Below are 24,338 nucleotides of genomic sequence, written 5' to 3' on the forward strand. Positions count from 1 at the left end.
GCGGCGAACAGCTGCGGCCCTGGCCGCCCGGCGAGATCCGGCGGCCGGGTTCAGCTCGAGGACAGCCGGAAGGTCATCTTCCCGAAACCGACCTGGTCGCCGTCCCGGACCACCGCGGAACCCGTCACGCGGTGCCCGTTGACCGTGGTCCCGTTCGTGGAGCCGAGGTCCTTGAGCACCCACACCCCGTCACGCAGGCTGAGTTCCGCGTGCGCCCGGGAGACGGTCTCGTGGCTGAGCCGCAGCCCGTTGCCCGGGTCGCGGCCGATCCGCAGGCCACCCGCGCTGGGGTGCGGCAGCAGCAGCTTGGGCAGCTTCTCGGCGGCCCAGGCGCGCCGGACTCCGACCGAGACGGCGGAGACCCGCCCCACCCAGCCGAACAGCCGACGGGTCCAAGGGCTTTCGGCACCCTCGCGCGCCTGGAGGTCGGCGGTGAGGACGGCGAGGTCCTCGGAGCGCCGCGCGACCAGGGCGAGTTCCATCCGGCGCAGGAACGTGTCGTGGGACAGCTTGCCGAGGGCAGCGCCCTCCCTGAGCTGGCCCAGCGCCCGGTCGCGCTCGGCGTCCGAGAGCCGCGGCACGGGGTAGGCGGGGAACTCAAAACTCGACGTCACAGGGTGATTGTCGGCCCGTCGGGGCCGGAGTGTCCAGAACACCCCCGCCGGGCCGGGAATGATGGGCAGGATACGCATGCTGAACAGCGCCGCAGACGAGGGGAACGTCCGTGCAGTTCGAGGTGTGGGCACCGCTGAAGGGTCATGTCGCCATGCGACTCGACGACGCGACGTACGAGATGGCACGCGATCCGGAGCGGGACGGCTGGTGGACCGCGCAGGCCCCGGCCGCCGACGGAAGCCGGTACGGATTCCTCCTGGACGGCGGATCCGTCCCGCGGCCGGACCCGCGCGGCCGGCGGCTGCCCGACGGACCCGACGGCCTGTCGGCGGTGGTCGACTTCGAGGCCCTGCGCGAGCCGGGAGCCCCGGCGCCGCGCACCCCGCTCCAGGACGCGGTCCTGTACGAGCTGCACATCGGCACCTTCACCCCCGAGGGCACCTTCGACGCCGCCGCCGCCCGCCTGGGCCACCTCACCGGCCTCGGCGTCACCCACGTGGAACTGATGCCCGTCTGTCCCTTCCCCGGCCGGCACGGCTGGGGGTACGACGGGGTCGCCCCCTGGGCGGTGCACGAGCCGTACGGCGGCCCGGCCGGGCTGGCCCGGTTCGTCGAGGCGGCCCACGCCGCCGGGCTGGGCGTGGTCCTGGACGTGGTCCACAACCACCTCGGCCCCTCCGGCAACCACCTGCCCGCCTACGGTCCGTACTTCACCGACACCCACCACACCCCCTGGGGCGCGGCGGTGAACCTGGACGCGCCCGGCTCCGACGAGGTGCGCGCGTACCTCCTGGGCAGCGCGCTGGCCTGGCTGCGGGACTACGGGATCGACGGGCTGCGGCTCGACGCCGTGCACGCGCTGGCCGACGGGCGGGCCCTGACCTTCCTGGAGGAACTGGCCGCCGCCGTGGACGAGCTGGCGGCCGAGACCGGCCGTCCGCTGTTCCTGATCGCCGAGTCCGACCGGTGCGACCCGCGCACCACCACCCCCCGCGCCGACCGCGGCCTGGGGCTCCACGCACAGTGGAACGACGACTTCCACCACGCCCTGCACTGCGCGCTGACCGGTGAATCCCAGGCGTACTACGCCGACTTCGCCCAGGCCCCGATGGCCGCGCTCGCCAAGACACTGACCCGCGCCTTCTTCCACGACGGCACCTGGTCCTCCTTCCGGGGCCGCACCCACGGCCGTCCGGTGGACCGCCGCCGGACCCCGGCCCACCGTTTCCTCGGCTACACCCAGACCCACGACCAGATCGGCAACCGGGCACTCGGCGACCGGCTCGCCGCCTCGCTCTCCCCCGGGCTGCTGGCCTGCGCCGCGACCGTGGCACTGACCGGTCCGTTCGTGCCGATGCTGTTCATGGGCGAGGAGTGGGGTGCGGGCACCCCGTGGCAGTACTTCACCGACCACCCCGACGCGGAGCTGGCCGAGGCCGTACGGACGGGCCGGCGGCGGGAGTTCGCGGCGCACGGCTGGAAGGCCGAAGAGATCCCCGACCCGCAGGACCCGGCCACCCGGGACCGCTCCTGCCTGGACTGGGCGGAGCCGGAGCAGCCGGGCCACGCCCGCCTGCTGGCCTGGTACCGCACCCTGGTCGCGCTGCGCCGCTCGCACCCGGACCTGCGCGACCCGGACCTGGCGGCGGTCCGGGTCGCCCATGACGAGGAGCGGCGCTGGCTCACCTTCCGGCGGGGCGACGTACGGGTGGCCGTGAACCTCTCCCCGGATCCGGTGACGATCGCGCTGGGGCGCAACGGGGTACGGGTGCTGGCCGCCTGGGAGCCGCTCGAACACCCGGGCCCGGACGGGCGGATCCATGTACCGGGTGAATCCGCCGTCGTGCTGGGACCGTGAACCCGTGAGCCCGTGAACCCGTGAGTCCTACTCGACGATCGCGAGCTCGCGCGGGGCGTTGTTGAGGCGGCTTCCGCCGTCCTCGGTGACGGTCACGATGTCCTCAATGCGGACGCCGAAGCGGCCGGGCAGGTAGACGCCCGGCTCCACGGAGAAGCACATGCCGGGGACCAGGGGCTGCTCCTCGCCCTCGACCATGTACGGCGGCTCGTGGGTGGTGACGCCGATGCCGTGGCCGGTGCGGTGGATGAAGCGGTCGCCGTAGCCGAACTCGGTGATCACCGCGCGGGCCGCCCGGTCCACCTCCTGGCAGGAGACCCCCGGCCGGACCGCGGCCACCCCGGCCTGCTGTGCCTCACGCACGACGTCGTGGACGCGCTGCTCCTCGGCGGTCGGCTCGCCCACGTGCACGGTGCGGGAGATGTCGGAGCCGTAGCCGTACCGCAGGCCGCCGAAGTCGAGGACGATCATGTCGCCGTGCTGGATGACCCGTTCGCCGGCCTCGTGGTGCGGGTTGGCCCCGTTGGGTCCGGAGCCGACGACGGTGAAGTCGACCTGGGAGTGGCCGTGTACGCGCAGCAGCGCGGCCAGGTCCTCGGCGACCTCGGTCTCCCGGCGGCCCGCGAAGGGGAGGTGGAGGATCTGCGCGTAGGCGGCGTCGGCGGCCTCGCCCGCCGCGGCCAGGCGCTCGAGCTCCCGCTCGTCCTTCACCGCGCGCAGCATGGGCAGCGAGTCGGTGAGCGGAACGTAGGAGGTGGTGGGCAACTCCCGCTGCAGTCCGAGGAGATGCAGGGCCCAGGTGTTGTCGCTCACCCCGAAGCGCCCGGCCGCGTCCAGCAGCGGGGCGGTGACCGCGTACGGGTTCTTCCCGTCGGTCCAGTCCCGCAGGGCCAGCGCGGCGGCGCCGGGGGCCTTGGCGGCGTCGGGCGCCTCCAGCGCGGGCACCACGAGCACCGGGTCCTGCCCGGCGGCCAGGACCAGCAGGGTGAGCCGCTCGGTCTCGGCGGTGGGGCGGTAGCCGGTGAGGTGGGTGAGGTCGGGCCCGGGGGCGATCAGCAGCCCGGCCAGTCCGGCGTCGGCGGCGGTCTGCGCGGCGGCCGCCATCCGGGCCGCGTAGTCCTCGGCCGTGAAGGGTGCGGGTTCATGGGTCATACGGGTGATCCTGCCGTGAGCCGCGCGGCGGGGGCAGTGGCCGCGCCGGTCCGGCTCCTCCTCGCCCCCCCGCCCGTCGCTGTGAGCGGGGCCACATCGGTCCGCGGCACGTCGGCCCGCCCCGGATAACGCGTCGCGGGAGCACCCCCCTGATCGGCTATGCTGTGCGTGCACGTCGAACGGGTGGTCCGCCACCCTTCGTGGTGGGTGTAGCTCAGTTGGTAGAGCACCTGGTTGTGGTCCAGGTGGCCGCGGGTTCAAGTCCCGTCACTCACCCTTTGGGTCCCGTGAGGGGTACGAGGTTTCCTCGTACCCCTCACGGGCGTTTCCGGGGTCGGCTAGGCCCGCAGGAAGGCCTCCACCTCGGTGGCGAAGGTCACCGGGGTCTCGTGCGGCGGGTAGTGGCCGGCGCCCGGGAGGATGCGGATCCGGCAGTTCGGGTACCAGGCCTGCCAGGTGGCGCGCATCACCTCGGCGGTCAGCGCGAGGTCGTACTCCCCGACCAGGACCAGCACCGGGACGGTGTTGCCCTTCACGGCGGAGGAAAGGTCGAGGGGCTGCCAGCTCTCCAGGTAGGCGGCGAAGGCCTCGGGCCGGGAGACGTCCAGGGAGTGCGCGACCATGCGGTCCACCCAGCGGCGGCTCGCCCGGTTCCCGGTGACGAGGTCGAGGATGATGCGCCGGCTCTCCGGGTCCTCGGCGGCGCCGTGGAAGAGGGTGTGGGTCGCGTCGTCCATCTCGTAGGGCGCGGCCGGCACGGGCGCGAGCCCGATCAGCTTCTCGATCCGCTCGGGGGCGCGGACGAGGACCTGCTGGACCGCCTTGCCGCCCATGGAGTGGCCGAGGAGGGAGAAGGTCTCCCAGCCGAGCTCGTCGGCGAGCGCGAGGACGTCGTCGGCGATCTCGGGGAGGTCGTACCGGCCGGGGACGTCCCGCCGCTCGCCGTAGCCGCGGTAGTCGAGGAAGGCGTACGAGAACCCCTCGGGGTCCAGGTAGTCCAGCACGGAGCCCCAATTGGCGGAGGTGCCGAACCAGTCGTGCAGCACGATGACGCGGACGGGCCCGGTGCCGATCCTGCGGTGGGCGATGGCCATGCGTTCTCCCTCGGTGACGGGGTGGAAGACAACCAGCGCCGTACGTTCTGCCCACCGGGCCTACCATCACACCGTGCAGCCGATATCGAGTCCCGAGCCGCTGGCCATGGGGGATTACTCGCGCCCCGACGGGGCGCGCCACCCCCATCACCCCCGGAGCTACGCGATCACCGACCCGGCGGAGATCGCCGAGGTGCGGGCCGTGCGCCCGTACAACCGGCACTCCGAGCACCCCACGGACCCCTATGACGGCGGGCCGGTCGATTGCATGTGCGGCGAGGACTGGAGCCCCGCTCGCTCCACGCCCGAGTCCGAGCGCCTGCTCGACCCGCTGTCCCCCGACGGGATCCCGGCCCGCCACCGCGCCCGGTGGGCCGCCGAGGCGCCCGAGGGGTTGCGGGAGTACGCCTGGGCTCTTGCCCGGGGTGAGGAGGAGCCGGACCTGCCTCGGGAGGTGCCCCTGAGCGTGGTGTTCAGCTGGCTGGGCGCCCCGCGGAAGGAGCCCCGCGACGCGGCGTCGCTGCTCGCGGAGCTGGGCCCCTGGCGGCTGCTGGCCGGGGCGGCCACGGAGGAACTGGCCTGGGCGGTGCGCGAGACGGACCGGGCCGGCCTGGAGGGCGCCGTACGGTTCTTCTCGAGCGAGGAGTTCACCACCCGCCACCCGAAGCGCCGCCGGGTCCCGGACACCGCCCGCGACCGCCTGCTCCGGCACGCCCGCAGCCACCGCCCCGGCGACCTCCCGGTCCTGGAACGGCGGCTGCTGCGCACCCCGGAGGACCGGGTCAGACGGTCTTGATCGCCGGGTCGGAGATGCCCGGGGCGCCCGTCTCCACGTGGCCGGCGAAGCGGCGCAGGAAGGTGGCGTCCGCGTCGGAGACGACCTTGACGTCGTACCAGCGGCCCGTGGTGCGCAGGTCCACCGTGTGGGAGACCGTGGCGCCGGGGTTGACCCGGAAGGTCTGGGCCGCACCGCCGTAGGCGTTGGTCACCGTGAGGTTGACCGCGGCCGAACCGGGGTTGGTCAGGGTGAGGGCCAGATTGCCGGTCGAGGCCTCGTGGCGCGCCGTGACCTCGGGGCCGGCCTTCTTCGCCGGGCCCTTCCAGGTGCGCACGAAGCCGTTGGGGCCCCACACCGTGAGGTCGATCTGGTTACCGGTGGAGCTGCTGGTGCTCCAGGTGTCCGAGAGGGTCTTGCCCGCCTCGACCGTGTAGGGCCAGGGGCCGTCCGTACGGTTGCCCGAGGTGCTGTGGAAGTGGGCGCCGAGGCTGGGACCGCTGGCGAAGGTCAGGGTGAACTTGCCCGTGGAGACCGTGGCCTTGCCGTCCACGTACGGGCTGTAGCCCAGGGCGCGGGTCGGCTTGGAGCCTGCCTCCTGCTTGGGCAGGGTGCCCGTGGCCGGCGGGGTCGGGTGGTAGGACGGGTGGCGGTTCTTGTCCGGCGGGATGTACCCGGCCGTGGAGGGCAGGGCGGCGGGCGCGGCGTCGGCCTGGGTGAAGTCGAAGGCCGAGGTCAGGTCGCCGCAGACCGCGCGGCGCCACGGGGAGATGTTGGGCTCCTGCACGCCGAAGCGCTTCTCCATGAAGCGGATCACCGAGGTGTGGTCGAAGGTCTCCGAGCAGACGTAGCCGCCCTTGCTCCACGGGGAGACCACGATCATCGGGACGCGCGGGCCGAGGCCGTACGGGCCGGCCGCGTAGCCGGAGACGCCCCCGGTGTAGAGGTCGCCGGTGACGCTCGCCGTGGACAGGCCCCAGGCGGAGGAGGTGGGCGGGTACGGCGGGACGACGTGGTCGAAGAAGCCGTCGTTCTCGTCGTAGGTGATGAACAGGGCCGTCTTCGCCCACACGGCCGGGTTCGCGGTCAGCGAGTCCAGGACCTGCGAGATGTACCAGGCGCCGAAGTTCGTCGGCCAGTTGGAGTGCTCGCTGAACGCCTCGGGGGCGGCTATCCAGGAGACCTGCGGGAGGGTGCCGTTGACGACGTCCGCGCGCAGCTTGTCGAAGTAGCCGCCGCCCGCCTTGACGTTGGTGCCCGTGCGGGCCTTCTCGTACAGGGCGCTGCCGGGCTGGGCGTTGCGGAAGCTGTTGAAGTACAGCAGCGAGTTGTCGCCGTAGTTGCCGCGGAAGGCGTCGTTGATCCAGCCCCAGGAACCGGCCGCGTTCAGGCCGTCGCCGATGTCCTGGTAGACCTTCCAGGAGACGCCGGCCGACTCCAGGCGCTCGGGGTAGGTCTTCCAGCCGTAGCCGGCCTCCTGGTTGCCCAGGACCGGGCCGCCGCCGGTGCCGTCGTTGCCCGTGTAGCCCGTCCACATGTAGTAGCGGTTCGGGTCGGTGGCGCCGATGAAGGAGCAGTGGTAGGCGTCGCACACGGTGAAGGCGTCGGCGAGGGCGTAGTGGAACGGGATGTCGTTCCGGGTCATGTACGACATGGTCGTGGCCGTCTTGGCCGGGACCCATTTGTCGTACTTGCCGTTGTTGTACGCCTGGTGGCCGCCGGCCCAGTCGTGGTTCAGGCCCTCGAGGAACTGCATCCCGAGGTCCGCGACCTGCGGGTTGAAGGGGAGGATGTCCTTCGTCCCGTTGGACTGGTGGAAGACGGACTTGCCGTTGTCCTGGAGGACGGGCCGCGGGTCGCCGAAGCCCCGGACCCCCTTCATCGCGCCGAAGTAGTGGTCGAAGGACCGGTTCTCCTGCATCAGGACGACGACGTGCTCGATGTCCTGGATCGTGCCGGTGGTGCCCTGCGCCTGGATGGCGGCGGCCCGCGCGATGCTGTCGTTCAGCATCGTCAGGGCGGCGGTACCGCCGGCGATCTGGAGGAACCTGCGGCGATTGAGTTCTGCCATGGCGTGACGACCTCTGCGGGTGAGGGGCGAGTCGAGGGGCGCCCCAAGGACAGCGCCCCCGGAGTACCGGACGGAGATCCTTGTCTGACACCTGGCCGTACAGCCGGAGAACGGAAGGGTCACTGCCGACGGCCCGCGCGTCTGGCGAAGACGGTAAGGGAACCACCCTTCGCGCAACAGCCCCCGGAGTCACTCCACTTCGAGGTCAGGGCCCCGGCCGGGGGTACTCATCCGGCCCGTGCACCGATCTGAGCATCCGTACTCAGGCCCGGGAGATGGCGGCTTGTCATCGTGTGGGCATGCCCTTTCAGCCAAGTGACCCGCAGCCGCGCGCCGGGATAACCGCCGTCGGCAGCCTGCTGCCCGCCGAGGTCCTCTCCTCGGACTCCCTCCAGCGGGAGGTGGCCCGCCGCAGTGGCCTCACGCTGCCGCCGACGCTGCTGAGGCAGGCCACCGGGATCGTCTCCCGCCGCGTCGCGGGCCCGGAGGTGTACGCCTCCACGCTCGCCGTGGGCGCCGCCCGCCGGGCGCTGGACGCCGCCGGGCTGGGCCCGCTCGACATCGACCTGCTGCTCTTCGCCTCCGCCTCCCGCGACATGGTCGAGCCCGCCACCGCGCACATCGTGCAGGCGGAGCTGGGGTCGCGGGCCCACGCCCTGGACGTCACGAACGCCTGCAACAGCTTCGTGAACGGGATCGACCTCGCCCGGTCGATGATCATGGCCGGGCGGGCTCGGCGGGCCCTGGTGGTCACCGGAGAGACCCCGAGCCGGGCGGTGCGCAAGGATCCCGCCGACGCCGCCGGGTTCCGCAGCGGCTTCGCGGGGTACACGTTCGGCGACGCGGGGGCCGCCGTGGTCGTGGAGGCCGTGGAGCGCGGCGGGATCCTCGACGTGGACACCGAGACCCACTCGGAGCACTGGGAGGTCGGGGGCATCCCGGGCGGCGGTTCGCGCCACCCGCGCGGGGACGAGTACACCTACTTCCGCGGCGACGGGCACGAACTGCGCGGCGTCTTCGAGAAGGTGGGCACCGCAGTCATCGACCGGACGCTGCACCGGACGGGGATGGACTGGGACGGCTTCGCCAAGGTGCTGGTGCACCAGGTGACCGTGCCGTACCTGGAGCGGTTCGCTGAGCTGACCGGGGTGCCGGCCGGGAAGCTGGTGGTGACCGTGCCCGAGCTCGGCAACGTCGCGAGCGCGAGCATCGGAGTCCAGCTGGACCGGGTGTTCTCCGAACTGGAGCCGGGGGACAGGGTGTTGTTCGTCGGACTCGGCGGTGGTATCAGCATCATGACGATGGTCTGGGAGAAGTCATGAGCCAGGCGATGTGGGTGGTCGTGCCCGCGCACGAGGAGGAGGCCCGCCTCGCGCAGACCCTGCGGGCCCTGGCCGCGCAGCGGGACCGGGACTTCACCCTGCTGGTCGTCGACAACGCCTCGGCGGACCGGACGGCCGCGATCGCCCGGGAGTTCGCCGCCGGCGCACCCTTCCCGGTCGAGGTGATCGAGGAGCCCGAGAAGGGGGTCGGCTCGGCCGTGGACACCGGATTCCGGTACGCGATCGGCCGGGGCGCGGCCCTGCTCGCCCGCACGGACGCCGACTGCCTGCCCCGGCCCGGCTGGACGCGCGCCGCGCGGGCCGCCCTCGCCGAGCGCCCCGGGCTGGTGTGCGGGCGGATCGTCGCCCGGCGCGACGAGCACGGCCCGCTCGGCCGGGCCGGCTTCGGCCTCCTCGTGGCGCTCGCCGCGCTGTTCGGGCGGCTGCGTCCCGGGCACGCGCGCCGCAAGGGCTTCCGGGCCCCGTACCGCATGCACGCCGGGAACAACATGGCCATCACCGCCGAGCTGTACCTGGCCGTCGGCGGCATGCCCCGGCGCCCCTCGCCGACCGACCGGCTCTTCCTCAACGCCGTACGCCGCCACACCGACCGGATCGCGCACTGCCGGGAGATGGTCGTGGAGAACTCCACGCGGCGCCTGCGGGCCTACGGGATGGCGGGCACCGCCCGCTGGTACCTGGACCAGGGCAGCGGCACGCACGGAACGGATCCCCGCTGATGCTCGACCGTCTCGACCACGCGCTGCGCAGCCGCCCCGAGCGGCCGGCCGTACTCACCGCCACGCGGACCGGCGCTCCCCGGATCCGGGCCACCCGCGGGGAACTCGCCGAGCTGTCCGACGCGTTCGCCGCCGCCCTGCACGCGCGCGGGCTGCGCGCCGGGGACACCGTCGGCGTCGCCGTACGGCCCGGGCCGCGGGCCCTCGCCGTGCTGCTCGCCCTGTGGCGGCTCGGGCTGCGCGGGGCCGTGCTCGACCCGGGCGCGGGGCCGGACGTGCTGCGCGCCCGGCTGTCCCTGGCCCGGCCCTCACTGGTGCTGGCCGACGCGGCCGCACAGGCGGTCGCGGGCTGGGCCCGGCCGCTGGCCCGCCGGGCGCGGCTCGCGCTGCCGGACCTGGCCGAGCTGGGTCCGGTGGCCACCGTCGGGCGCCGGCTGCCGGGCTGCGCGCCCGCGCTGGACCTGAGGGCTCCCCGGGCGGGGGTTCCCGTACACGGGGACCACAACGGGGACGCGGTGATCGTGTTCACCTCGGGGACCACCTCCCGGCCGCGCGCCGTCGTACACACCCGGTCGAGCCTGGCCGCCGGGATGGCCACGGTCTCCTCCCTCTTCGACGCGGCCCCGGACCAACCCGTCCTCGGGGGCACCTTCTTCGTCCTCGTTCCCGCGCTGACGTGCGGCGCCCCCGTCGCGCTCCCGGCCCGCGACCCCCGGGTGCTGGCCCGCCAGCTGCACCGGCTGCGCCCCCAGGACACCTATCTGACCCCGCCCGGGCTGCGGGACGCGCTGGACGCGGGCGCCCGCTTCCACGGCCGGGTCTGGACGGGCTCCGCCCCGGCCGACGCCGCCCTGCTGGAACGGGTGCGGGAGGCGGGCGCGGCGCAGGCGTGGGGGGTGTACGCGCTCACCGAGCTGTTCCCGGCCGCCGCGGTCGAGGCCCGGGAGAAGTCCGCCTTCGAGGGCCCGGGCGACCTGGTCGGCGCCCCGCTGCCGGGCGTCCTGGCCAAGCCCGACGCGGACGGCGAGCTGCTGCTGGCCGGGGCCGCGGCCCGCGACCGCTACCTCGGCGAGGAGCCCGACGCGTGGGTGCGTACGGGCGACCGGGCGCGGCTGGACGGCGCGGGCCGGATCGTCCTGGAGGGCAGGTGCAAGGACATGGTGCTGCGCCGGGCGGAGAACATCTATCCGGGGCTGTACGAGCCCGCCCTGCACGTGCCCGGGGTGGAGCTGGCCGTGCTCGTCGGAGTCCCGGCGGGTGACGGCGACGAACGGCTCGTCGCGGTCGTGCAGCCGGGCCGGGGGGTGCGTGAACCCGCCCTGCGCGCCGGGCTGTCGGGCCCCCTGCGGCGGATGGGATCCGCTCGTCCCGACGCGCTGCTGTTCGCCCGGATCCCGCTGGCGGGGCGCTCGCGCAAACCGGACCGGGCGGCGACCGCCGCCCTCGCGGCCCGTCGCCTCGGCGGGTCGGCGTGAGGGGGCACGCGCGGGCCCGGCGGCGCGACCGCCGGGTCTATCTGCGCAGCCATCCCCTGCTGTTCGGGCTGCTCGCCGCCACGCGCGGGCGGCCCGTGCGCCGGCTCGGCCGGACCCTGCTGGTGCACGACGCGGGCGCCTACCGCGAGGCGCTGACCCGGCTGCCGCTGGACCGTACGGCGGCCGGTACGACGGGCGGGGCCGCGCGGGCCGCGCTGGGCGGCAGCGGCGGGGTGCTGTTCGACCAGGAGGGCAGCGGGCACCGGGCGGACCGGCGCGGGCTGGCCGGGGAGCTGGGCACGGCCTCGGTCGCGCGGCTGCGTTCGGTGTGGCAGCCCTTGCTCGTACGCCGCCTCTCTCCGCTCGCCGAGGGCGGCGAGGTGGACCTCGTCGAGCTGTCGCGGGAGCTGGCCGGGGCGGTGGTCTGTGCGCTGCTGGACTGCGCCGCCGATCCGCGTGCCGTCGCGCGGGCGGCCGCCGAGGCCGCGGCGGCGTCCGTACGCAGTCACCTGCCCGGGCCGCGCCGACCGGGTGCGCAGGCCGCGGCGGCCCGGGCGGCCGACCGGCTCCGGCGGCTGCTGGGGCCCGCCGACGAGGCGCTGTCCGCGATGGTGGCGGTGGCCGCCGTGAACACCACCGTGGCCGCGCTGCCCCGGTCGGTGGCGTGGTGCGCCGACGCCGGACTGTGGGACCAGGCCGCCGACGAGGCGCTGCTGCCGGTGCTGGCCGACGAGCTGCTGCGGGTCACGGCGGCCTCGCCGCTGCTGCCGCGGGTGGCCGCCTCGCAGGGGTCCGTCGGCGGCTGCCCGGTGCGCGGCGGCGACCGGCTGCTGCTGGTCGCCCGGCACGCGGCCGAGGCGCACCGGCGCGACCCGGACGCCCGGGAGCCCGCCGGTCCGGGCCTGGCGCACCTGGTGTTCGGGGCCGGGCCGCACGCGTGTCCGGGGGCCGGGGCGGCCCGCTTCCTGCTGACCGACGTACTGGCCGCGCTGGCTCCGTACCGGCCGGTCGTGACGCGGGCCCGGGTGGACCGGCGGGCCGCGCTGCCCGGCTGGCGCTCGCTGACCGTGCGGGCGGGATCATGAGGGCCGCCCGTATCGCGGTCACGGGTGCCAGCGGCTTCTGCGGCGGGCACGTCGCACGCACGGCTTCGGCGGGCGGTGCCGAGGTGGTGTGCCTGGGCCGCAGGCCCGGCCCGCTGGGGGAGCACCGCTTCTGGGACGCCGCCCAGGGCGATCTGGACCTCACCGGGGTGGACCTGGTGGTGCACTGCGCCGCCGCGGTCGGCGATCCCGCCCCCGGCTCCCGGGCCGAGGCACTGATGCGCGAGGTCAACGTGGGCGGTACGCGGCGCCTGCTGAGGGCGGCGGACGGCCGGCCGGTGGTCTGGGTGAGCAGCGCCAGCGTCTACGACCCGCGCCTCGACCGGCGCCTGGTCACCGAGGAGCATCCGCGCGCGGGCCAGCTGAACGCCTACGGCCGTACCAAGGCGGCCGGCGAGGCCCTCGCCCTGGCCGGCGGTGCGGTGGTGCTGCGGCCGAGGGCGGTCTACGGCCCCGGCGACACCCAGCTGCTGCCCCGGCTGCTCTCCCGGGTCCGGGCCGGGACCCTGCTGCTGCCGGGACCGGACGTGGAACTGAGCCTGACGGCGGTGGAGAACCTCGCCGAGGCCTGTCTGGCGGCGGCCGGCTGGCCCCCGGGCGCCTACAACGTGGCCGACGCCGAGCCGTACGCCCGCGACCGGGCCGTACGGGAGGTCCTGCGGGCCCACGGCGTCCGGGCCCGGATCCGGCACCTGCCGCTGCCGGTGGCGCGTGCGGCGGCCCGGTTCGCGGAGTCCCTGCCGACCGCCGAACCGGCGCTGAGCCGCTACGCGGTGGACCAGCTCGCCCACCCGGTGGTCCTGGACACGGCCAGGGCCCGGTCCCGGGGCTGGACCCCGGGCCGGACCCTGGCGGACTACCTGGCCTCGGTGGCCGAAGGCGGCCGGAGCGGGCGCGTCAGACCGTCGCCATGGCTCCCGCGTCGGCGATGAGCCGGTCGAGGAGCGAGAGCAGGCAGGCGCGGACGTCCTGGCGGGAGCGGGCGTCCAGCATGAGGACGGGGGTGTTCGGGTCGCGCAGGTGCAGCGCCGCCCCGATCTCCTCGGCGGTGTAGGGCTGCTCGCCGTGGAAGCAGTTCGCGCCGACCACGAAGGGCAGTCCGCGACTCTCGAAGAAGTCGACCGCGGGGAAGCTGCGGTCCAGGCGCCGCGTGTCGACCAGCACGATCGCCCCGAGGGCCCCGTTCAGCAGGTCGTCCCACATGAACCAGAAGCGCTCCTGGCCCGGCGTACCGAACAGGTAGAGGACGACTCCGGCGTCGGTGAGGGTGAGGCGGCCGAAGTCCATCGCCACGGTGGTCACCGTCTTGGACTCGATGCCGTCGAGGTCGTCGACGCCGACACCGGCGGCCGTCAGCCGCTCCTCCGTACGCAGGGGCTCGATCTCGGAGATCGTCTCGACCAGGGTCGTCTTGCCGACTCCGAATCCCCCGGCGATGAGGATCTTGACGGGGGCCGCTTCCTGCGGGGCAGGAGTGTCATATCCGGGCAAGGTTGTCCCTGATTCTCATGAGCAGGTGGACGTTGGTGGTCTCCGCCCTTTCCAGGGGCGACCGGTGGTGGATCAGCCCGCGGTCCGCGAGTTCGCCCAGGAGCAACGTCATCGGGGTGAGGCGGATGTGCATCCGGGCCGCTATCTCGGCGACCGCCAGGCCGCCGGGTTCCGCGCACATGGCCAGGATGGTCCGCCACTCGGTGGGCAGGCCGCCCTGGGCGTCCCCGCCGACCGCCGCCGTGATCGTGGTGTCCATGGTGAGGACGGTGTGCGGCGCGGCCGTACGCCCGTCGGTCAGGGCGTACAGCCGCGTACGGCGGCGGCGCGCGGGCTGCGGACCTTCCGGCATTACGATGCCGGCGCCTGGACGCGCTCGGGTGTGCTCAGCCATTCACCGAGCGCCTGGGCGGTCCGTACGGCCTCGCCTCCCAGTTCCCCGAGCCGCGCCTTGCGGGAGGTCACCACGATGAGCGTGCTGCCCTCCCCGCACCCGACGATGCAGAGGTAGCGGTCGTCCATCTCGACCAGCTGGCGGATGACCCGGCCTCCGTCGACCTCCCGGGATATCGCCTTCATGGTGGCCGCGATGCCGGAGGCCGCGGCGGCCATGCGCTCCGCCTGGGGCTCGTCCAGCAGGTAGGCGCTGAGCTTGATGCCGTCGTTGGACAGGAGCACGGCTCCCTGGACGCCCGCGATCCTGCTCAGGTTGTTGTCCAGGACGCTGTAGATCACGTCGTCGGAGGATGTCGTCGTCATGGCTGATCCTGTCGGAGCTCTGCTTCCACTGCCTGGGTCCCCTGTTCGTAGTCCGCCCAGGCGTCGGCCACCTCTTCGGGTGTAGCCGTGTCCTGGCCGGTGGCTGATTCCGGTGCGCGGGGCGCCCGGAGCTGTTCGGCGATGTGGGTCTGCGGGACGCGCTCGGGGAGCGCGGGCCGCGCCGCGCCCTCGCGCGGCACGGGGCGGGCCGCGCTCTCTCGTCGCGCCGGGAGTGCCGGGAGCGCCGGCGGCGGCGTACGGTCCGCCGGCCGGGCCGCCGACGGCTCGCGCGGACGCTCGGGCAGCGCACGGCGCGCGGGCGCGGAGCCGCTGTGCAGGACCAGTTCGGGCTTGGGCTCGTCGGCGGTGACGCGGGGCGCGGGGAGCGCCGGCGGCGAGGGCCGGAGCGCCTCCCGCTCGGTGCGCACCAGCAGTTCGCCGGGAAGGATCACCACGGCGGAGGTCCCCCCGTACACCGAGCGGCGCAGGGTGACCGTCGCCCCGAGCTGGTCGGCGAGGTGGCCGACGACGAAGAGTCCCAGGCGGTGCGCGTTCTGCGCGAGAACGGAGTACGGCGGGGCCGCGTGCAGGCGCCCGTTCATCTCCTCGTAGCTGGCGGGGGTCACGCGCGGTCCTCGGTCCTCGATCTCGACCGACAGCCCGTCCGCGACGAGTTCGGCGCGGATGACCACCTTCGACCTCGGCGGGGAGAACCGGGTGGCGTTGTCCAGCAGCTCTGCCAGCAGATGGCTGACCTGGCTGATCACGCTGGGTTCGAGGCTCGTCTCGTCCAGGGCGTGCCGCTCGATGCGCCGGAAGTCCTCGACCTCCGCGGCCGCTTCACGCAGCAGGTCGGCGACGCGCATGGGTTCGGTGTGCGGGTCGGGGACCTCGCCGCCCGACAGGATGAGCAGGTTCTCGATCTGCCGCCGCATGCCCACCGTCAGCTGGTCGGACCGCATCAGTTCGGCGAGCAGCGCCTCGTCGTGACCGAAGGTGTCCTGGAGGTCCTCGGTGAGGCTCAGCTGACGGCTGACGAGGTTTCCGGTGCGCGAGGCGATGCCCGCGGCGAACAGGCCGAACCCGTGACGCTCGGCCGCGAGCTGCCGGTGCCCGTCGACGGATACGGCGACGGCCCGGGCGAACGCGTCGCTGATGCGGCCGACCTCGTCCCGGTCTCCGCGCACCGCCGGCAGGGCCTCGGTGTCGACGGACTGCCCGCGCTGGAGCCGGGCGACGACGTCGGGGAGGGTCTCCTCGGCGACGGTCACCGTGCGTTCGTGCAGGTCGTGCAGACGGCGGAGCACCGACCGCGTCGTGAACACGACGACGGCCACGACGAGCAGCAGCCCGCCGCCGCTTCCCCCGATCAGCCAGGCGACCTCGGTCTCCAGCTCCGCGGCCTTGGCCTCGCCTCGCGTGAGCACCTTCCGCGCCCGGTCGATGTTGAGCGTGGCCATCTGCACCGAGAAGTTCTCGTGCGCGGAGCGCCAGCCGCCCACCTCGGCAGGCAGCTTGATGCCGGATGCGAGGTCGGTGTGGTCGGAGACGATCGCGTTCTCGATACGGTTCTTCGTCTGCCAGTCCGGGGAGGCGACGATCCGGTCGTAGAACCGCCGGTCCCCCACGGGCAGATACGGCACGACCCACGTCTCGTACAGGTACCGGTGGGCTCCCACGGCACTGATGAACTGGTCGAAGCCGGCGGAGTTCAGTTCCCTGGACGGCCCGGCCAGGGCCAGGAGCGTGTCCTCGCGCGCCACCATCTCGGTGGCCGAGAGCATGGACACCACGGGCCGGCTCTCCTGGGCGAGTTCGGCGTCCTGCGCGTGGCTGAACTCCTGCTGGTACGCCTGGATGACCGTGCCGATCACGCCGGTGTAGTAGGTGAGCGTGGCGTCGGCGCCGCCGGTGCGGGCGTCCGCGCGCTGGCGGTACGCGGCCAGTCCGTCGAGCCGCTTGTTCACTTCCGCGAAGGACGTCCCCGAACCGGCCGTCAGCCGACGGACTTCGGCCGCGGCCCGGTCCGTGGCCTCCCGCCGGTTCCGCAGTTCCTCCTCGGCTCCGGCGGCGCCCGCCCACAGTCCGGCGGTCATCGTCCGCTCGGCCTGCATGTCGACCATGAGCGTGTACAGCGGTGCGCCGACCCGCTCGGCGGCCGCGACATCGGCTCGCAGGTGCTCCGATTGCGCGAGCAACCGCTGTGCGGTCACTGCCACTTGGGTGCCCATCGCCACGGTGGGGACCACGGCGAGCCAGATGAGCAGGGTGCGCAGGCGCGGGGTGCGCAGGCGCGGGGTTCGCCGCCGACGAGCCGTCGACGGCCCTGGCGGACCTTCGGGTTCTATGGGAGACATCGGTCCTCGGAGCAGGTGGAGAGCGGGGACGCAAGGGTGCCGATCATAACCAGCCATGGCGAAGAATCGGATAGGTACCTTCCGTAACGAAACAGGACCCCCACCGGTTCATCCGGTGGAGGTCCTGTGGGACGGCGGAAGGGCGCCCGCCCGAGGGGTCAGTCCTCGGCGGGGGTCAGCCGCAGCGAGATGGAGTTGATGCAGTACCGCTGGTCGGTGGGGGTCGGGTAGCCCTCGCCCTCGAAGACGTGGCCCAGGTGGGAGCCGCACGTCGCGCAGCGGACCTCGGTACGGACCATGCCGTGCGAGGTGTCGGCGATCAGCTCCACCGCCTCGGTGTCCTTCGGGTCGAAGAAGGACGGCCAGCCGCAGTGCGACTCGAACTTCTCCGAGGACCGGAACAGCTCGGACCCGCAGCCGCGACAGGAGTAGACGCCTTCCGTCTTGGTGTCCGTGTACTCACCCCGGAAGGCCGGCTCGGTGCCCGCGAGGCGCAGCACCTGGTACTCGGACGGGGTCAGCTCCGCCTGCCACTGCTCGTCCGTCTTCTCGACCTCGTACGACATGACTCTCCCGCTCCCTTAGTTCGACAGGCGGGCGAGGATGGCCGGACCGAGGTCCGTGACGTCGCCCGCGCCCATGGTGAGAACGAGATCACCGGGCTTGGCCATTCCCGCGATGACGTCGGCGACGGAGCCCTTGTCGTGCTCGGCGGTGACGTCGGCGCCCGCGGCGCGGGCTGCGGCGATGATGAGCTCGCTGGTGACGCCGGGGAGCGGGTCCTCGCGGGCCGGGTAGATGTCCAGGACCACGGAGGCGTCGGCGAGGGCCAGGGCCTGGCCCATCTCCTTGCCGAGCTCCTGGGTGCGGGAGAAGAGGTGCGGCTGGAAGACGACCAGGATCCGGGAGTCCCCGGCGGCGCCGCGGATGGCCTCCAGGTCGGCGGTCATCTCCGTGGGGTGGTGCGCGTAGGAGTCGATGACCTGGACGCCGGCCGCCTCGCCCTTGAGCTGGAGGCGGCGCTTGACCCCGGTGTACTTGCCGAGGGCGGAGGCGAGGTTGTGCGCCGGGATGCCGAGGGCGACACCGGCGGCGAGGGCCGCGACGGCGTTGTGCGCGTAGTGGCGGCCGGGCACGGAGACGGTGAAGGTGAGCATCCGCCCGTCCAGGACGACCGTGACCTCGCTGGTCAGGCCGCGCGGGGTGATCTTGGTGATCCGGACGTCGGCCTCGGGCTCCTCGCCGTACGTGACGACGTTCAGGCCCTCGCGGCCGGCGACGCGGCGGGCGATCTCGGCCGCACCCTCCTGGCCGTGGGCGACGACCAGGGTGCCGCCGGGCACGACCTTGGAGACGAAGGTCTCGAAGGACTCGTAGATCTCCTCGATCGACGCGTAGTTCGCGTGGTGGTCCAGCTCCGCGTTGAGGATGATCGCGACCTGCGGGGTGTACTTGTGGAAGGTGCGGTCGCTCTCGTCGGCCTCGGCCACGAAGATGTCGCCCTCGCCGTGGTGGGCGTTGGAGCCGGGAGCGTCCAGGTCGCCGCCGATGGCGTACGAGGGGTCCAGGCCCAGGGCCGAGAGGGACACCGCCAGCATCGACGTGGTGGTGGTCTTGCCGTGCGTACCGGCGACGGCGATCGGGCGCAGCCCGTCCATCAGTGCGGCGAGGGCGTCGGAGCGGTGCACGACGGGGATGCCCAGCTCGGCGGCGCGGGCCAGCTCGGGGTTGTCGGCGCGGATGGCGCTGGAGACGACCACGCAGGTGGAGTCGTCGGCGAGGTTGCCGGCGGCGTGGCCGCCGTGGACCGTGGCGCCGTGGGCGCGCAGTGCCTCGGCGGTCTCGGAGTCCCCCCGGCTGTCGCTGCCGGCGACCTGCGCGCCGCGCTGGGCGAGGATCTTCGCGATGCCGGACATGCCGGCGCCGCCGATGCCGATGAAGTGGGGCCGTTCCATGGCGGTCGGCAGGCCGGGCTTCATTCAGGTCGCTCCAGGATCGAGGGTGGTGCTTCGAGCTCTGACGAGCCCAGCCTATTCGTTGTGGGCGAAGAGCTTGAGCACGGGAACGCCGACCTTGTGGCGGGCCCGGGAGGCCCAGTCCCGGTGGAAGAACTCCTCCACGAAGTGCGGGGCGGTCAGGACGATCACCTCGTCGGCTCCGGTCTCCTCCACGACGCCCTTCAGTTTGTCGAGCGGGTGGTCCTCGACGAGCTGCCCGATGACGTTGGCGCCCTTCTTGCGCAGGGCCTCCATGGAGTGCTCGAGGGCCAGCTCGGCAGGGCCGCGCGCGGCCTCGCCCTCCGGTTCGTCGCCCTCGTGAATGGCTTCGGGGAGCTCACCGAGCGCTACGTCGTCGATGGCGCGCAGCAGTCGGTCCTGGTCGCCGCGGGGTTGCATGAGGACGACGAAGGAGACCGAGTCGTCTCCGTGCAGGGTGGTGACGAAGTCCACGTCCACCGCGGTCAGGGGCTGCTCGATCATCAATACGCTCGTGAACACGGACGCCCTCTCCTTCATGGGCCGAGGCCGGCTGGCCGGCCCCCTGCGGAAACCATCCTGCCCCGCTCTCGCGCGGGACATTGCGCAGATATATGTGCCCAGGTTCGTGCCCGGCGGAAGCTAAGCGGAACGAGAAATTCCGCTCTTCTCAGATCCGACGGTAGCTGGTGAAGAGAAACCCGGCCTCTTCCAGTACGGAGGCCGGTGAGAGCCGGTGCGGAACCGTGACGGAGGGCCCGCCCGCGATCCGCTGGGCGCCACCCGCCGTGAGCATCGGCGAGATCGTCAGGCACAGCTCGTCCAGCGCGTCGGCGGCCACGAACTGGCCCAGCAGCCGGGGCCCGCCCTCGGTGAGCTGGCGGCGCAGCCCGCGCGCGGCGAGTTCCCGCAGGGCGCGGGCCGGGTCCACGGCGGCCCCGTCCCCCGCCACCACGACCTCGGCCCCGGCCGCGGTGGCCTCGGCGACCTTGGCGGCGGGCGCGGCGGACCCGGTGACCACCAGGGTCGGCACGAGCGGGGAGGTGAACAGGGGCAGGCCGAAGTCCAGGTCCAGGCTCGCGGTGACCACCGCGATGGCGGCGGCGGGGCCCTGTCCGGCGGCCTCGCGGCGGGCGGCGAAGGCCTCCCGGGCCCGGGCCGGGCGGTACCCCTCCTGGCGAACCGTTTCCGCGCCGACGACCACCACATCGGCCAGCCCCCGCAGGGTGCCGAAGATCCGCATGTCGGTCTCGCCGGAGATGGGCTGCGAGCGGCCCTCGTGCTGCGCGGCGCCGTCCAGGGTCGAAACCATGTTCGCCCGCAGCCAGTGGGCCCCGGCGTCGAGAACGGGGTACTTGTAGGCGTCCGCGAGCTCGTCGAGCGACCACTCCCGGTCGGCCGGGGCCTGGGACGGGGCTGATGTCTGATCGGTCACAGGGAACAGGCGTCGCATCGGTGCAGTGTGCCACGACCCGTAGAGTTGAGTGCTGTGTCAACATCACTCTCCACCTCCGGTGCCACGTCCAGTCGGCCTCCGATAGCCGACGCGGGGCCCCAGGCCCTGTGCGCCCGCGAGCCCCGGGTACCCGCCGAACGGCTGGTCGCCGAGATGGTGCCGCCGCCGCGTTTCGACTCGGTGCGCTTCGACACGTACAACCCGGACCCGACCCAGCCGAGCCAGTCCGAGGCGGTCACCGTCCTCAGCGGCTTCGCGGCCGGTCTGGGCGGGGCGCACGCGAGCGGCGCCGGCAAGCGGCGCTGGTTCAGCAAGAAGCCGGTGGCCGCGGCCGCCCCGCGCGGGGTCTACCTCGACGGCGGCTACGGCGTCGGCAAGACCCACCTGCTCGCCTCCCTGTGGCACGCCACCCCCGCCGAGCCCGCGCTCAAGGCCTTCGGCACCTTCGTGGAGCTGACCAACCTGGTCGGCGCGCTCGGCTTCCAGCAGACCGTGCAGACCCTGGGCGGGCACCGGCTGCTGTGCATCGACGAGTTCGAGCTGGACGACCCGGGCGACACCGTCCTGGTGTCCTCGCTGCTCAGCCGCCTGGTCGAGCAGGGCGTGGCGCTGGCCGCCACCTCCAACACGCTGCCCGGCAAGCTCGGCGAGGGCCGCTTCGCCGCCGCCGACTTCCTGCGGGAGATCCAGGGGCTGTCGGCGCACTTCCGGCCGCTGCGGATCGACGGCCAGGACTACCGCCACCGCGGGCTGCCGGAGGCTCCGGCGCCGTTCTCCGACGAGCAGGTCGCCAAGGCCGCGTACGCGACCGAGGGCGCGAGCCTGGACGACTTCCCCGGCCTGCTGGAGCACCTGGCCCGGGTGCACCCGAGCCGCTACGGCGCGCTGACCGACGGGCTCACGGCCGTCTGCCTGACCGATGTCGGCCCGGTGCCGGACCAGTCGACGGCCCTGCGGCTGGTGGTGCTCGCCGACCGGCTGTACGACCGCGAGGTCCCCGTCCTGGCCTCCGGGGTCCCCTTCGACCGCCTGTTCAGTGAAGAAATGCTCAACGGCGGCTATCGGAAGAAGTACTTCCGCGCCATATCGCGGCTCACCGCGCTGGCACGCGACGCGAAGCCCCTGGTGTCGCAGTAGGTTTGGCAACGCCGTGCCCTTCCGGGGGCCCGGCCGTTTCCACTTCTGCGAAGGGATCCACCATGGCCGCCACACGCAACGCGCACGCCGTCTGGGAAGGCGACCTGCTCGAGGGCAAGGGCGAGGTCACGCTCGACTCGTCCGGCCTCGGCACCTACAAGGTCTCCTGGCCCGCGCGCACCGACAAGGAGGCGAACGGGCGGACCAGCCCGGAAGAGCTCATCGCCGCCGCGCACTCCAGCTGCTTCAACATGGCCTTCTCGAACATCCTCGCCAAGGCGGGCAACGCACCGGCCAAGCTGACCACCTCGGCCGCCGTCACCTTCGTGCCCGGCGAGGGCATCACCGGCATCCACCTCTCGGTGGAGGGCGAGGTGCCGGGCCTCGACAACGACGCCTTCGCCGCCGCCGCCGAGGACGCGAAGAAGAACTGCCCCGTCAGCCAGGCCCTGACCGGCACGACGATCACCCTGAGCGCCAAGCTCGCCTGACGCCCTCCGGAGTCCGGGACCGCTCGCGGAGCCACAGGTGTGACGCCCGGGCGGTCCCCCTCGCGTCGGCGCGCCGCGGGCCGCCCCGCGTGGTACCCGTTGCCGATGCCGCTGCCCATGTCCGTCACCCGACGCAGCCTGCTCGCCGCCGGCGGGATCGCCTTCAGCGGGGCGCTCGGCGCCCTGTTCACCGGCCGGGCCGGCGCCGTCCGGCCGACGCGGGGATACGGGCCGCTGCTGCCCGACCCGCGCGGACTGCTCGATCTGCCCGCGGGGTTCTCCTACCGGGTGCTCTCCCGCGCCGGCGGGCCGCTGCGCTCCGGTGAGGGCCCCGTCCCGGCCAACTGCGACGGCATGGCCGCCTTCGGCGCGGGCGGCGGCCGCGTGCGGCTGGTCCGCAACCACGAGAACCGCACCACGGCCGCCCTGCGCGTACCCGCCGTCACGGGGCTGACGTACGACCCCGAGGCCCTGGGCGGCTGCACGGCCCTGGAGCTCGGCCCGGACGGCGCCGTCACCGGCGAGCGGGTCGCCCTCGCCGGCACCGCCGTCAACTGCGCGGGCGGCCGGACCCCCTGGAACACCTGGCTGAGCTGCGAGGAGACCGAGGACCGGGCGGGCACCTCCGGTTACACGCGGGACCACGGCTTCGTCTTCGAGGTGGACCCGGCGGACCCGCGGCGCTCGGGGGCGGTCCCGCTCACCGCGCTGGGCCGCTTCGCGCACGAGGCCGTCGCCGTGGACCCGTACCGCGGGGTCGTCTACGAGACCGAGGACGCCTTCGTCGAGCCCTTCGGGCTGTTCTACCGCTTCCTGCCGGCGCGGCCGCTCGGCGGCCCGGGCTCGCTGCGGGCCGGCGGTGTCCTCCAGGCCCTGCGCGTGCCGGGGCTGGCGGACCTGGCCGTGGTGGACCGGCCCGGGGCGGAGTTCCCGGTGGAGTGGGTACCCGTACCCGACCCCTCGGCGGCCGGGACCGCGATCAGGTTCCAGGACTTCGGGCGCGGCGGGATCACCCACGCGCAGAAGCTGGAGGGCTGCTACTGGGGCGGCGGCGGGGTCCACTTCGTCTCCAGCTACGCCCGCCGCCGCGAGGGCGCGGGCGCCGACCACCACGGGCAGGTGTGGTTCTACGACCCGCTGCGCTCCCGGCTCCGGCTGGACGTGCTGTTCGGCCCGGCCGCCGACATCCAGCTGCCCGGGGACTCCCCCGACAACATCTGCCTGGCCCCGGACGGCGGCCTGATGGTGTGCGAGGACGGCGGCGGGGCGCAGTACGTGTTCGGTGTGACGGTGGGCGGTGAGGTGTACCCGGTGGCCCGCAACGCCGAGGACATCGGGCAGCCGGGCGCCCCCGAGTGGGGGGAGTTCGCCGGGGTGACCTTCTCCCCCGACGGGCGGACGATGTACGTCAACGCCTACGCCCCGGGGACCACGTTCGCGGTGACCGGCCCCTGGCAGTGACCTCGCACGGGTGACTTCGGTGTCGGGGAGTGCCGCGCACGACTACTTGTCACATAGTCATATATTTTGCCTGTGTGACCATTTCTGTGCGCAAAGCGGCGTCCGTAGCCGTCCTCGGTGCCGCCCTCGGTGCCGCCCTGACCGGATGCGGGGGCGGCGCCGGCACCTCGGACGCCGGCCGCGGGGCCCGCCTGGGCACCCCCGCGGCGTCCGCCCCCGCGTCCGGCCCGGCGTCCGGCCCCGCCTCCGCCGCGGCCTCGGCGGCCGGGTCCGCCCCGCAGGCCGGCGCCCCCGCCAAGCCCCCGACCCTGGCACCCGGCCCGAACGGCCTGACCCCGGTCTTCGAGCGGGCGAAGCAGCACACCGACAAGACCGTGGCGCTGACCTTCGACGCCGACATGACCTCCGACCAGGGGCCGCGCGCCGCGGGCGGGGAGCGCTTCGACAACCCCCCGCTGATCTCGGCCCTGCGCACCCTCCAGGTGCCGTCGACGGTCTTCATGACGGGCCGCTGGGCCGAGGAGTACCCGGACCAGGCCAAGTCCATCGGCACCGACCCGAACTTCGAGGTCGCGAACCACTCGTACAGCCACCACGCCTTCACGTCCCCCTGCTACGGACTGCCCGCGCTCGACGGCGCCGCCGCCCGCGCCGATGTGGACCGGGCCTTCGCCGCCTTCCGTACGGCGGGCGCGGTCAACACCGTCCCCTACTTCCGCTTCCCCGGCGGCTGCTACGACGACCGGGCGCTGCGGGCCCTGTCCACGGCCAAGGTCACGGCCGTCCAGTGGGACGTGGTCAGCGGGGACGCCTTCGCCACGGACCCGGACGCGGTGGCCGAGCAGGTGCTGGCGGGGGTGAAGCCCGGCTCGGTGGTGGTCATGCACTGCACGCGCAGCGCGGCGCCGGTCACCGAGGAGGCCGTCCGCAAGATCGTCCCGGAGCTGCGCAAACGCGGCTACCGGTTCGTGAAGGTCTCCGAACTCATCGGGAAGTAGCGAAGGG

Annotated in this window: 23 protein-coding genes and 1 tRNA gene; 12 read left to right on the plus strand and 12 right to left on the minus strand. The window is 73.6% G+C overall.

Annotated elements, in window-relative coordinates; translation table 11 throughout:
* Positions 1 to 50 precede the first annotated feature (50 nt).
* Entirely contained in the window at positions 51 to 614 is a 564-nt protein-coding gene (locus tag JIW86_RS11600; protein ID WP_257553686.1) for a DUF1707 and FHA domain-containing protein, read from the minus strand.
* Positions 615 to 724: 110 nt separating this feature from the next.
* Here JIW86_RS11600 and treZ point away from each other — a divergent pair, with 110 nt between their 5' ends.
* Positions 725 to 2,473 (plus strand): malto-oligosyltrehalose trehalohydrolase, encoded by a 1,749-nt coding sequence (gene treZ / locus JIW86_RS11605; protein ID WP_257553687.1) that lies wholly within the window; start codon positions 725 to 727, stop codon positions 2,471 to 2,473.
* 27 nt (positions 2,474 to 2,500) lie between these two features.
* On the opposite strand, the gene JIW86_RS11610 is transcribed toward treZ, so the two are convergent.
* On the minus strand, positions 2,501 to 3,625 hold the full coding sequence (locus tag JIW86_RS11610) for an aminopeptidase P family protein (RefSeq protein WP_257553688.1): 1,125 nt from the start codon (positions 3,623 to 3,625) through the stop codon (positions 2,501 to 2,503).
* 203 nt (positions 3,626 to 3,828) lie between these two features.
* Here JIW86_RS11610 and JIW86_RS11615 point away from each other — a divergent pair.
* Positions 3,829 to 3,901 (plus strand) — tRNA-His (locus JIW86_RS11615).
* 62 nt (positions 3,902 to 3,963) lie between these two features.
* On the opposite strand, the gene JIW86_RS11620 is transcribed toward JIW86_RS11615, so the two are convergent.
* Complete coding sequence (locus tag JIW86_RS11620) at positions 3,964 to 4,719, minus strand: alpha/beta fold hydrolase (RefSeq protein WP_257553689.1); 756 nt, start codon at positions 4,717 to 4,719, stop codon at positions 3,964 to 3,966.
* A gap of 73 nt (positions 4,720 to 4,792) precedes the next feature.
* On the opposite strand from JIW86_RS11620, the gene JIW86_RS11625 reads away from it, so the two are divergent.
* Entirely contained in the window at positions 4,793 to 5,515 is a 723-nt protein-coding gene (locus JIW86_RS11625; RefSeq protein ID WP_257553690.1) for a hypothetical protein, read from the plus strand.
* On the opposite strand, the gene JIW86_RS11630 is transcribed toward JIW86_RS11625, so the two are convergent.
* On the minus strand, positions 5,502 to 7,565 hold the full coding sequence (locus JIW86_RS11630) for a phosphocholine-specific phospholipase C (RefSeq protein ID WP_257553691.1): 2,064 nt from the start codon (positions 7,563 to 7,565) through the stop codon (positions 5,502 to 5,504). The two genes, JIW86_RS11625 and JIW86_RS11630, sit on opposite strands and share 14 nt — an antisense overlap.
* Positions 7,566 to 7,864: 299 nt before the next feature.
* Between JIW86_RS11630 and JIW86_RS11635 the strand changes: the two genes are divergently transcribed.
* The 5 genes from JIW86_RS11635 to JIW86_RS11655 are packed head-to-tail and all read left to right on the plus strand — an operon-like array spanning position 7,865 to position 13,137.
* Complete coding sequence (locus JIW86_RS11635) at positions 7,865 to 8,887, plus strand: 3-oxoacyl-ACP synthase III family protein (protein ID WP_257553692.1); 1,023 nt, start codon at positions 7,865 to 7,867, stop codon at positions 8,885 to 8,887.
* Positions 8,884 to 9,627: a glycosyltransferase family A protein gene (locus tag JIW86_RS11640; protein WP_257553693.1), complete on the plus strand. Its 744-nt coding sequence runs from the start codon at positions 8,884 to 8,886 to the stop codon at positions 9,625 to 9,627. The genes JIW86_RS11635 and JIW86_RS11640 overlap by 4 nt, the downstream gene beginning before the upstream one ends.
* Entirely contained in the window at positions 9,627 to 11,102 is a 1,476-nt protein-coding gene (locus JIW86_RS11645; RefSeq protein ID WP_257553694.1) for a class I adenylate-forming enzyme family protein, read from the plus strand. The genes JIW86_RS11640 and JIW86_RS11645 overlap by 1 nt, the downstream gene beginning before the upstream one ends.
* Positions 11,099 to 12,187, plus strand: a complete 1,089-nt coding sequence (locus tag JIW86_RS11650; RefSeq protein WP_257553695.1) for a cytochrome P450 — start codon at positions 11,099 to 11,101, stop codon at positions 12,185 to 12,187. The genes JIW86_RS11645 and JIW86_RS11650 overlap by 4 nt, the downstream gene beginning before the upstream one ends.
* Positions 12,184 to 13,137: an NAD-dependent epimerase/dehydratase family protein gene (locus JIW86_RS11655; RefSeq protein ID WP_257553696.1), complete on the plus strand. Its 954-nt coding sequence runs from the start codon at positions 12,184 to 12,186 to the stop codon at positions 13,135 to 13,137. The genes JIW86_RS11650 and JIW86_RS11655 overlap by 4 nt, the downstream gene beginning before the upstream one ends.
* Here JIW86_RS11655 and JIW86_RS11660 read toward each other — a convergent pair.
* The 8 genes from JIW86_RS11660 to JIW86_RS11695 all read right to left on the minus strand — a co-directional run bounded on the left by JIW86_RS11660 (position 13,103) and on the right by JIW86_RS11695 (position 20,241).
* Positions 13,103 to 13,696: a GTP-binding protein gene (locus JIW86_RS11660; protein ID WP_251064468.1), complete on the minus strand. Its 594-nt coding sequence runs from the start codon at positions 13,694 to 13,696 to the stop codon at positions 13,103 to 13,105. The genes JIW86_RS11655 and JIW86_RS11660 overlap by 35 nt on opposite strands.
* The gene (locus tag JIW86_RS11665) at positions 13,683 to 14,048 is read right to left on the minus strand and encodes a DUF742 domain-containing protein (RefSeq protein ID WP_251064469.1); all 366 of its coding nucleotides are present in this window, start codon (positions 14,046 to 14,048) and stop codon (positions 13,683 to 13,685) included. The genes JIW86_RS11660 and JIW86_RS11665 overlap by 14 nt, the downstream gene beginning before the upstream one ends.
* Positions 14,048 to 14,455, minus strand: a complete 408-nt coding sequence (locus tag JIW86_RS11670) for a roadblock/LC7 domain-containing protein (RefSeq protein ID WP_215142933.1) — start codon at positions 14,453 to 14,455, stop codon at positions 14,048 to 14,050. The genes JIW86_RS11665 and JIW86_RS11670 overlap by 1 nt, the downstream gene beginning before the upstream one ends.
* Positions 14,452 to 16,812, minus strand: coding sequence for a nitrate- and nitrite sensing domain-containing protein (locus tag JIW86_RS11675; RefSeq protein WP_257553697.1), 2,361 nt, complete (start codon positions 16,810 to 16,812; stop codon positions 14,452 to 14,454). The genes JIW86_RS11670 and JIW86_RS11675 overlap by 4 nt, the downstream gene beginning before the upstream one ends.
* A gap of 158 nt (positions 16,813 to 16,970) precedes the next feature.
* Positions 16,971 to 17,378, minus strand: a complete 408-nt coding sequence (gene msrB / locus JIW86_RS11680; protein WP_215142937.1) for a peptide-methionine (R)-S-oxide reductase MsrB — start codon at positions 17,376 to 17,378, stop codon at positions 16,971 to 16,973.
* Positions 17,379 to 17,393: 15 nt separating this feature from the next.
* The gene (gene murC, locus JIW86_RS11685) at positions 17,394 to 18,791 is read right to left on the minus strand and encodes a UDP-N-acetylmuramate--L-alanine ligase (RefSeq protein ID WP_215142938.1); all 1,398 of its coding nucleotides are present in this window, start codon (positions 18,789 to 18,791) and stop codon (positions 17,394 to 17,396) included.
* A 51-nt stretch (positions 18,792 to 18,842) separates the two neighbouring features.
* Entirely contained in the window at positions 18,843 to 19,310 is a 468-nt protein-coding gene (locus JIW86_RS11690) for an indole-3-glycerol phosphate synthase (protein WP_215142940.1), read from the minus strand.
* A gap of 148 nt (positions 19,311 to 19,458) precedes the next feature.
* The gene (locus JIW86_RS11695; RefSeq protein ID WP_257553698.1) at positions 19,459 to 20,241 is read right to left on the minus strand and encodes a pyrimidine reductase family protein; all 783 of its coding nucleotides are present in this window, start codon (positions 20,239 to 20,241) and stop codon (positions 19,459 to 19,461) included.
* Between the two features lie 84 nt (positions 20,242 to 20,325).
* Between JIW86_RS11695 and zapE the strand changes: the two genes are divergently transcribed.
* The 4 genes from zapE (at position 20,326) to JIW86_RS11715 (ending at position 24,331) form a co-directional block, all read left to right on the plus strand.
* Complete coding sequence (gene zapE, locus JIW86_RS11700) at positions 20,326 to 21,381, plus strand: cell division protein ZapE (protein WP_416237676.1); 1,056 nt, start codon at positions 20,326 to 20,328, stop codon at positions 21,379 to 21,381.
* 62 nt (positions 21,382 to 21,443) lie between these two features.
* Positions 21,444 to 21,872, plus strand: a complete 429-nt coding sequence (locus JIW86_RS11705) for an OsmC family peroxiredoxin (protein ID WP_257553700.1) — start codon at positions 21,444 to 21,446, stop codon at positions 21,870 to 21,872.
* A 117-nt stretch (positions 21,873 to 21,989) separates the two neighbouring features.
* Positions 21,990 to 23,333: a PhoX family protein gene (locus tag JIW86_RS11710; RefSeq protein WP_257553701.1), complete on the plus strand. Its 1,344-nt coding sequence runs from the start codon at positions 21,990 to 21,992 to the stop codon at positions 23,331 to 23,333.
* Positions 23,334 to 23,407: 74 nt separating this feature from the next.
* On the plus strand, positions 23,408 to 24,331 hold the full coding sequence (locus JIW86_RS11715) for a polysaccharide deacetylase family protein (protein WP_257553702.1): 924 nt from the start codon (positions 23,408 to 23,410) through the stop codon (positions 24,329 to 24,331).
* The last annotated feature ends 7 nt before the right edge of the window (positions 24,332 to 24,338 follow it).

It is taken from the genome of Streptomyces sp. NBC_00162 (assembly GCF_024611995.1).
Lineage (GTDB): Bacteria > Actinomycetota > Actinomycetes > Streptomycetales > Streptomycetaceae > Streptomyces.

Excerpts from the sequence above, each read along its gene's own strand:
- JIW86_RS11610 (WP_257553688.1), bottom strand. The coding sequence starts at position 3,625 with ATGACCCATGAACCCGCACCCTTCACGGCCGAGGACTACGCGGCCCGG.
- JIW86_RS11620 (WP_257553689.1), bottom strand. The coding sequence starts at position 4,719 with ATGGCCATCGCCCACCGCAGGATCGGCACCGGGCCCGTCCGCGTCATC.
- JIW86_RS11630 (WP_257553691.1), bottom strand. The coding sequence starts at position 7,565 with ATGGCAGAACTCAATCGCCGCAGGTTCCTCCAGATCGCCGGCGGTACC.
- JIW86_RS11635 (WP_257553692.1), top strand. The coding sequence starts at position 7,865 with ATGCCCTTTCAGCCAAGTGACCCGCAGCCGCGCGCCGGGATAACCGCC.
- JIW86_RS11640 (WP_257553693.1), top strand. The coding sequence starts at position 8,884 with ATGAGCCAGGCGATGTGGGTGGTCGTGCCCGCGCACGAGGAGGAGGCC.
- JIW86_RS11645 (WP_257553694.1), top strand. The coding sequence starts at position 9,627 with ATGCTCGACCGTCTCGACCACGCGCTGCGCAGCCGCCCCGAGCGGCCG.
- JIW86_RS11655 (WP_257553696.1), top strand. The coding sequence starts at position 12,184 with ATGAGGGCCGCCCGTATCGCGGTCACGGGTGCCAGCGGCTTCTGCGGC.
- JIW86_RS11665 (WP_251064469.1), bottom strand. The coding sequence starts at position 14,048 with ATGCCGGAAGGTCCGCAGCCCGCGCGCCGCCGCCGTACGCGGCTGTAC.
- JIW86_RS11670 (WP_215142933.1), bottom strand. The coding sequence starts at position 14,455 with ATGACGACGACATCCTCCGACGACGTGATCTACAGCGTCCTGGACAAC.
- JIW86_RS11675 (WP_257553697.1), bottom strand. The coding sequence starts at position 16,812 with ATGTCTCCCATAGAACCCGAAGGTCCGCCAGGGCCGTCGACGGCTCGT.
- msrB (WP_215142937.1), bottom strand. The coding sequence starts at position 17,378 with ATGTCGTACGAGGTCGAGAAGACGGACGAGCAGTGGCAGGCGGAGCTG.
- murC (WP_215142938.1), bottom strand. The coding sequence starts at position 18,791 with ATGAAGCCCGGCCTGCCGACCGCCATGGAACGGCCCCACTTCATCGGC.
- JIW86_RS11695 (WP_257553698.1), bottom strand. The coding sequence starts at position 20,241 with ATGCGACGCCTGTTCCCTGTGACCGATCAGACATCAGCCCCGTCCCAG.
- JIW86_RS11705 (WP_257553700.1), top strand. The coding sequence starts at position 21,444 with ATGGCCGCCACACGCAACGCGCACGCCGTCTGGGAAGGCGACCTGCTC.
- JIW86_RS11710 (WP_257553701.1), top strand. The coding sequence starts at position 21,990 with ATGTCCGTCACCCGACGCAGCCTGCTCGCCGCCGGCGGGATCGCCTTC.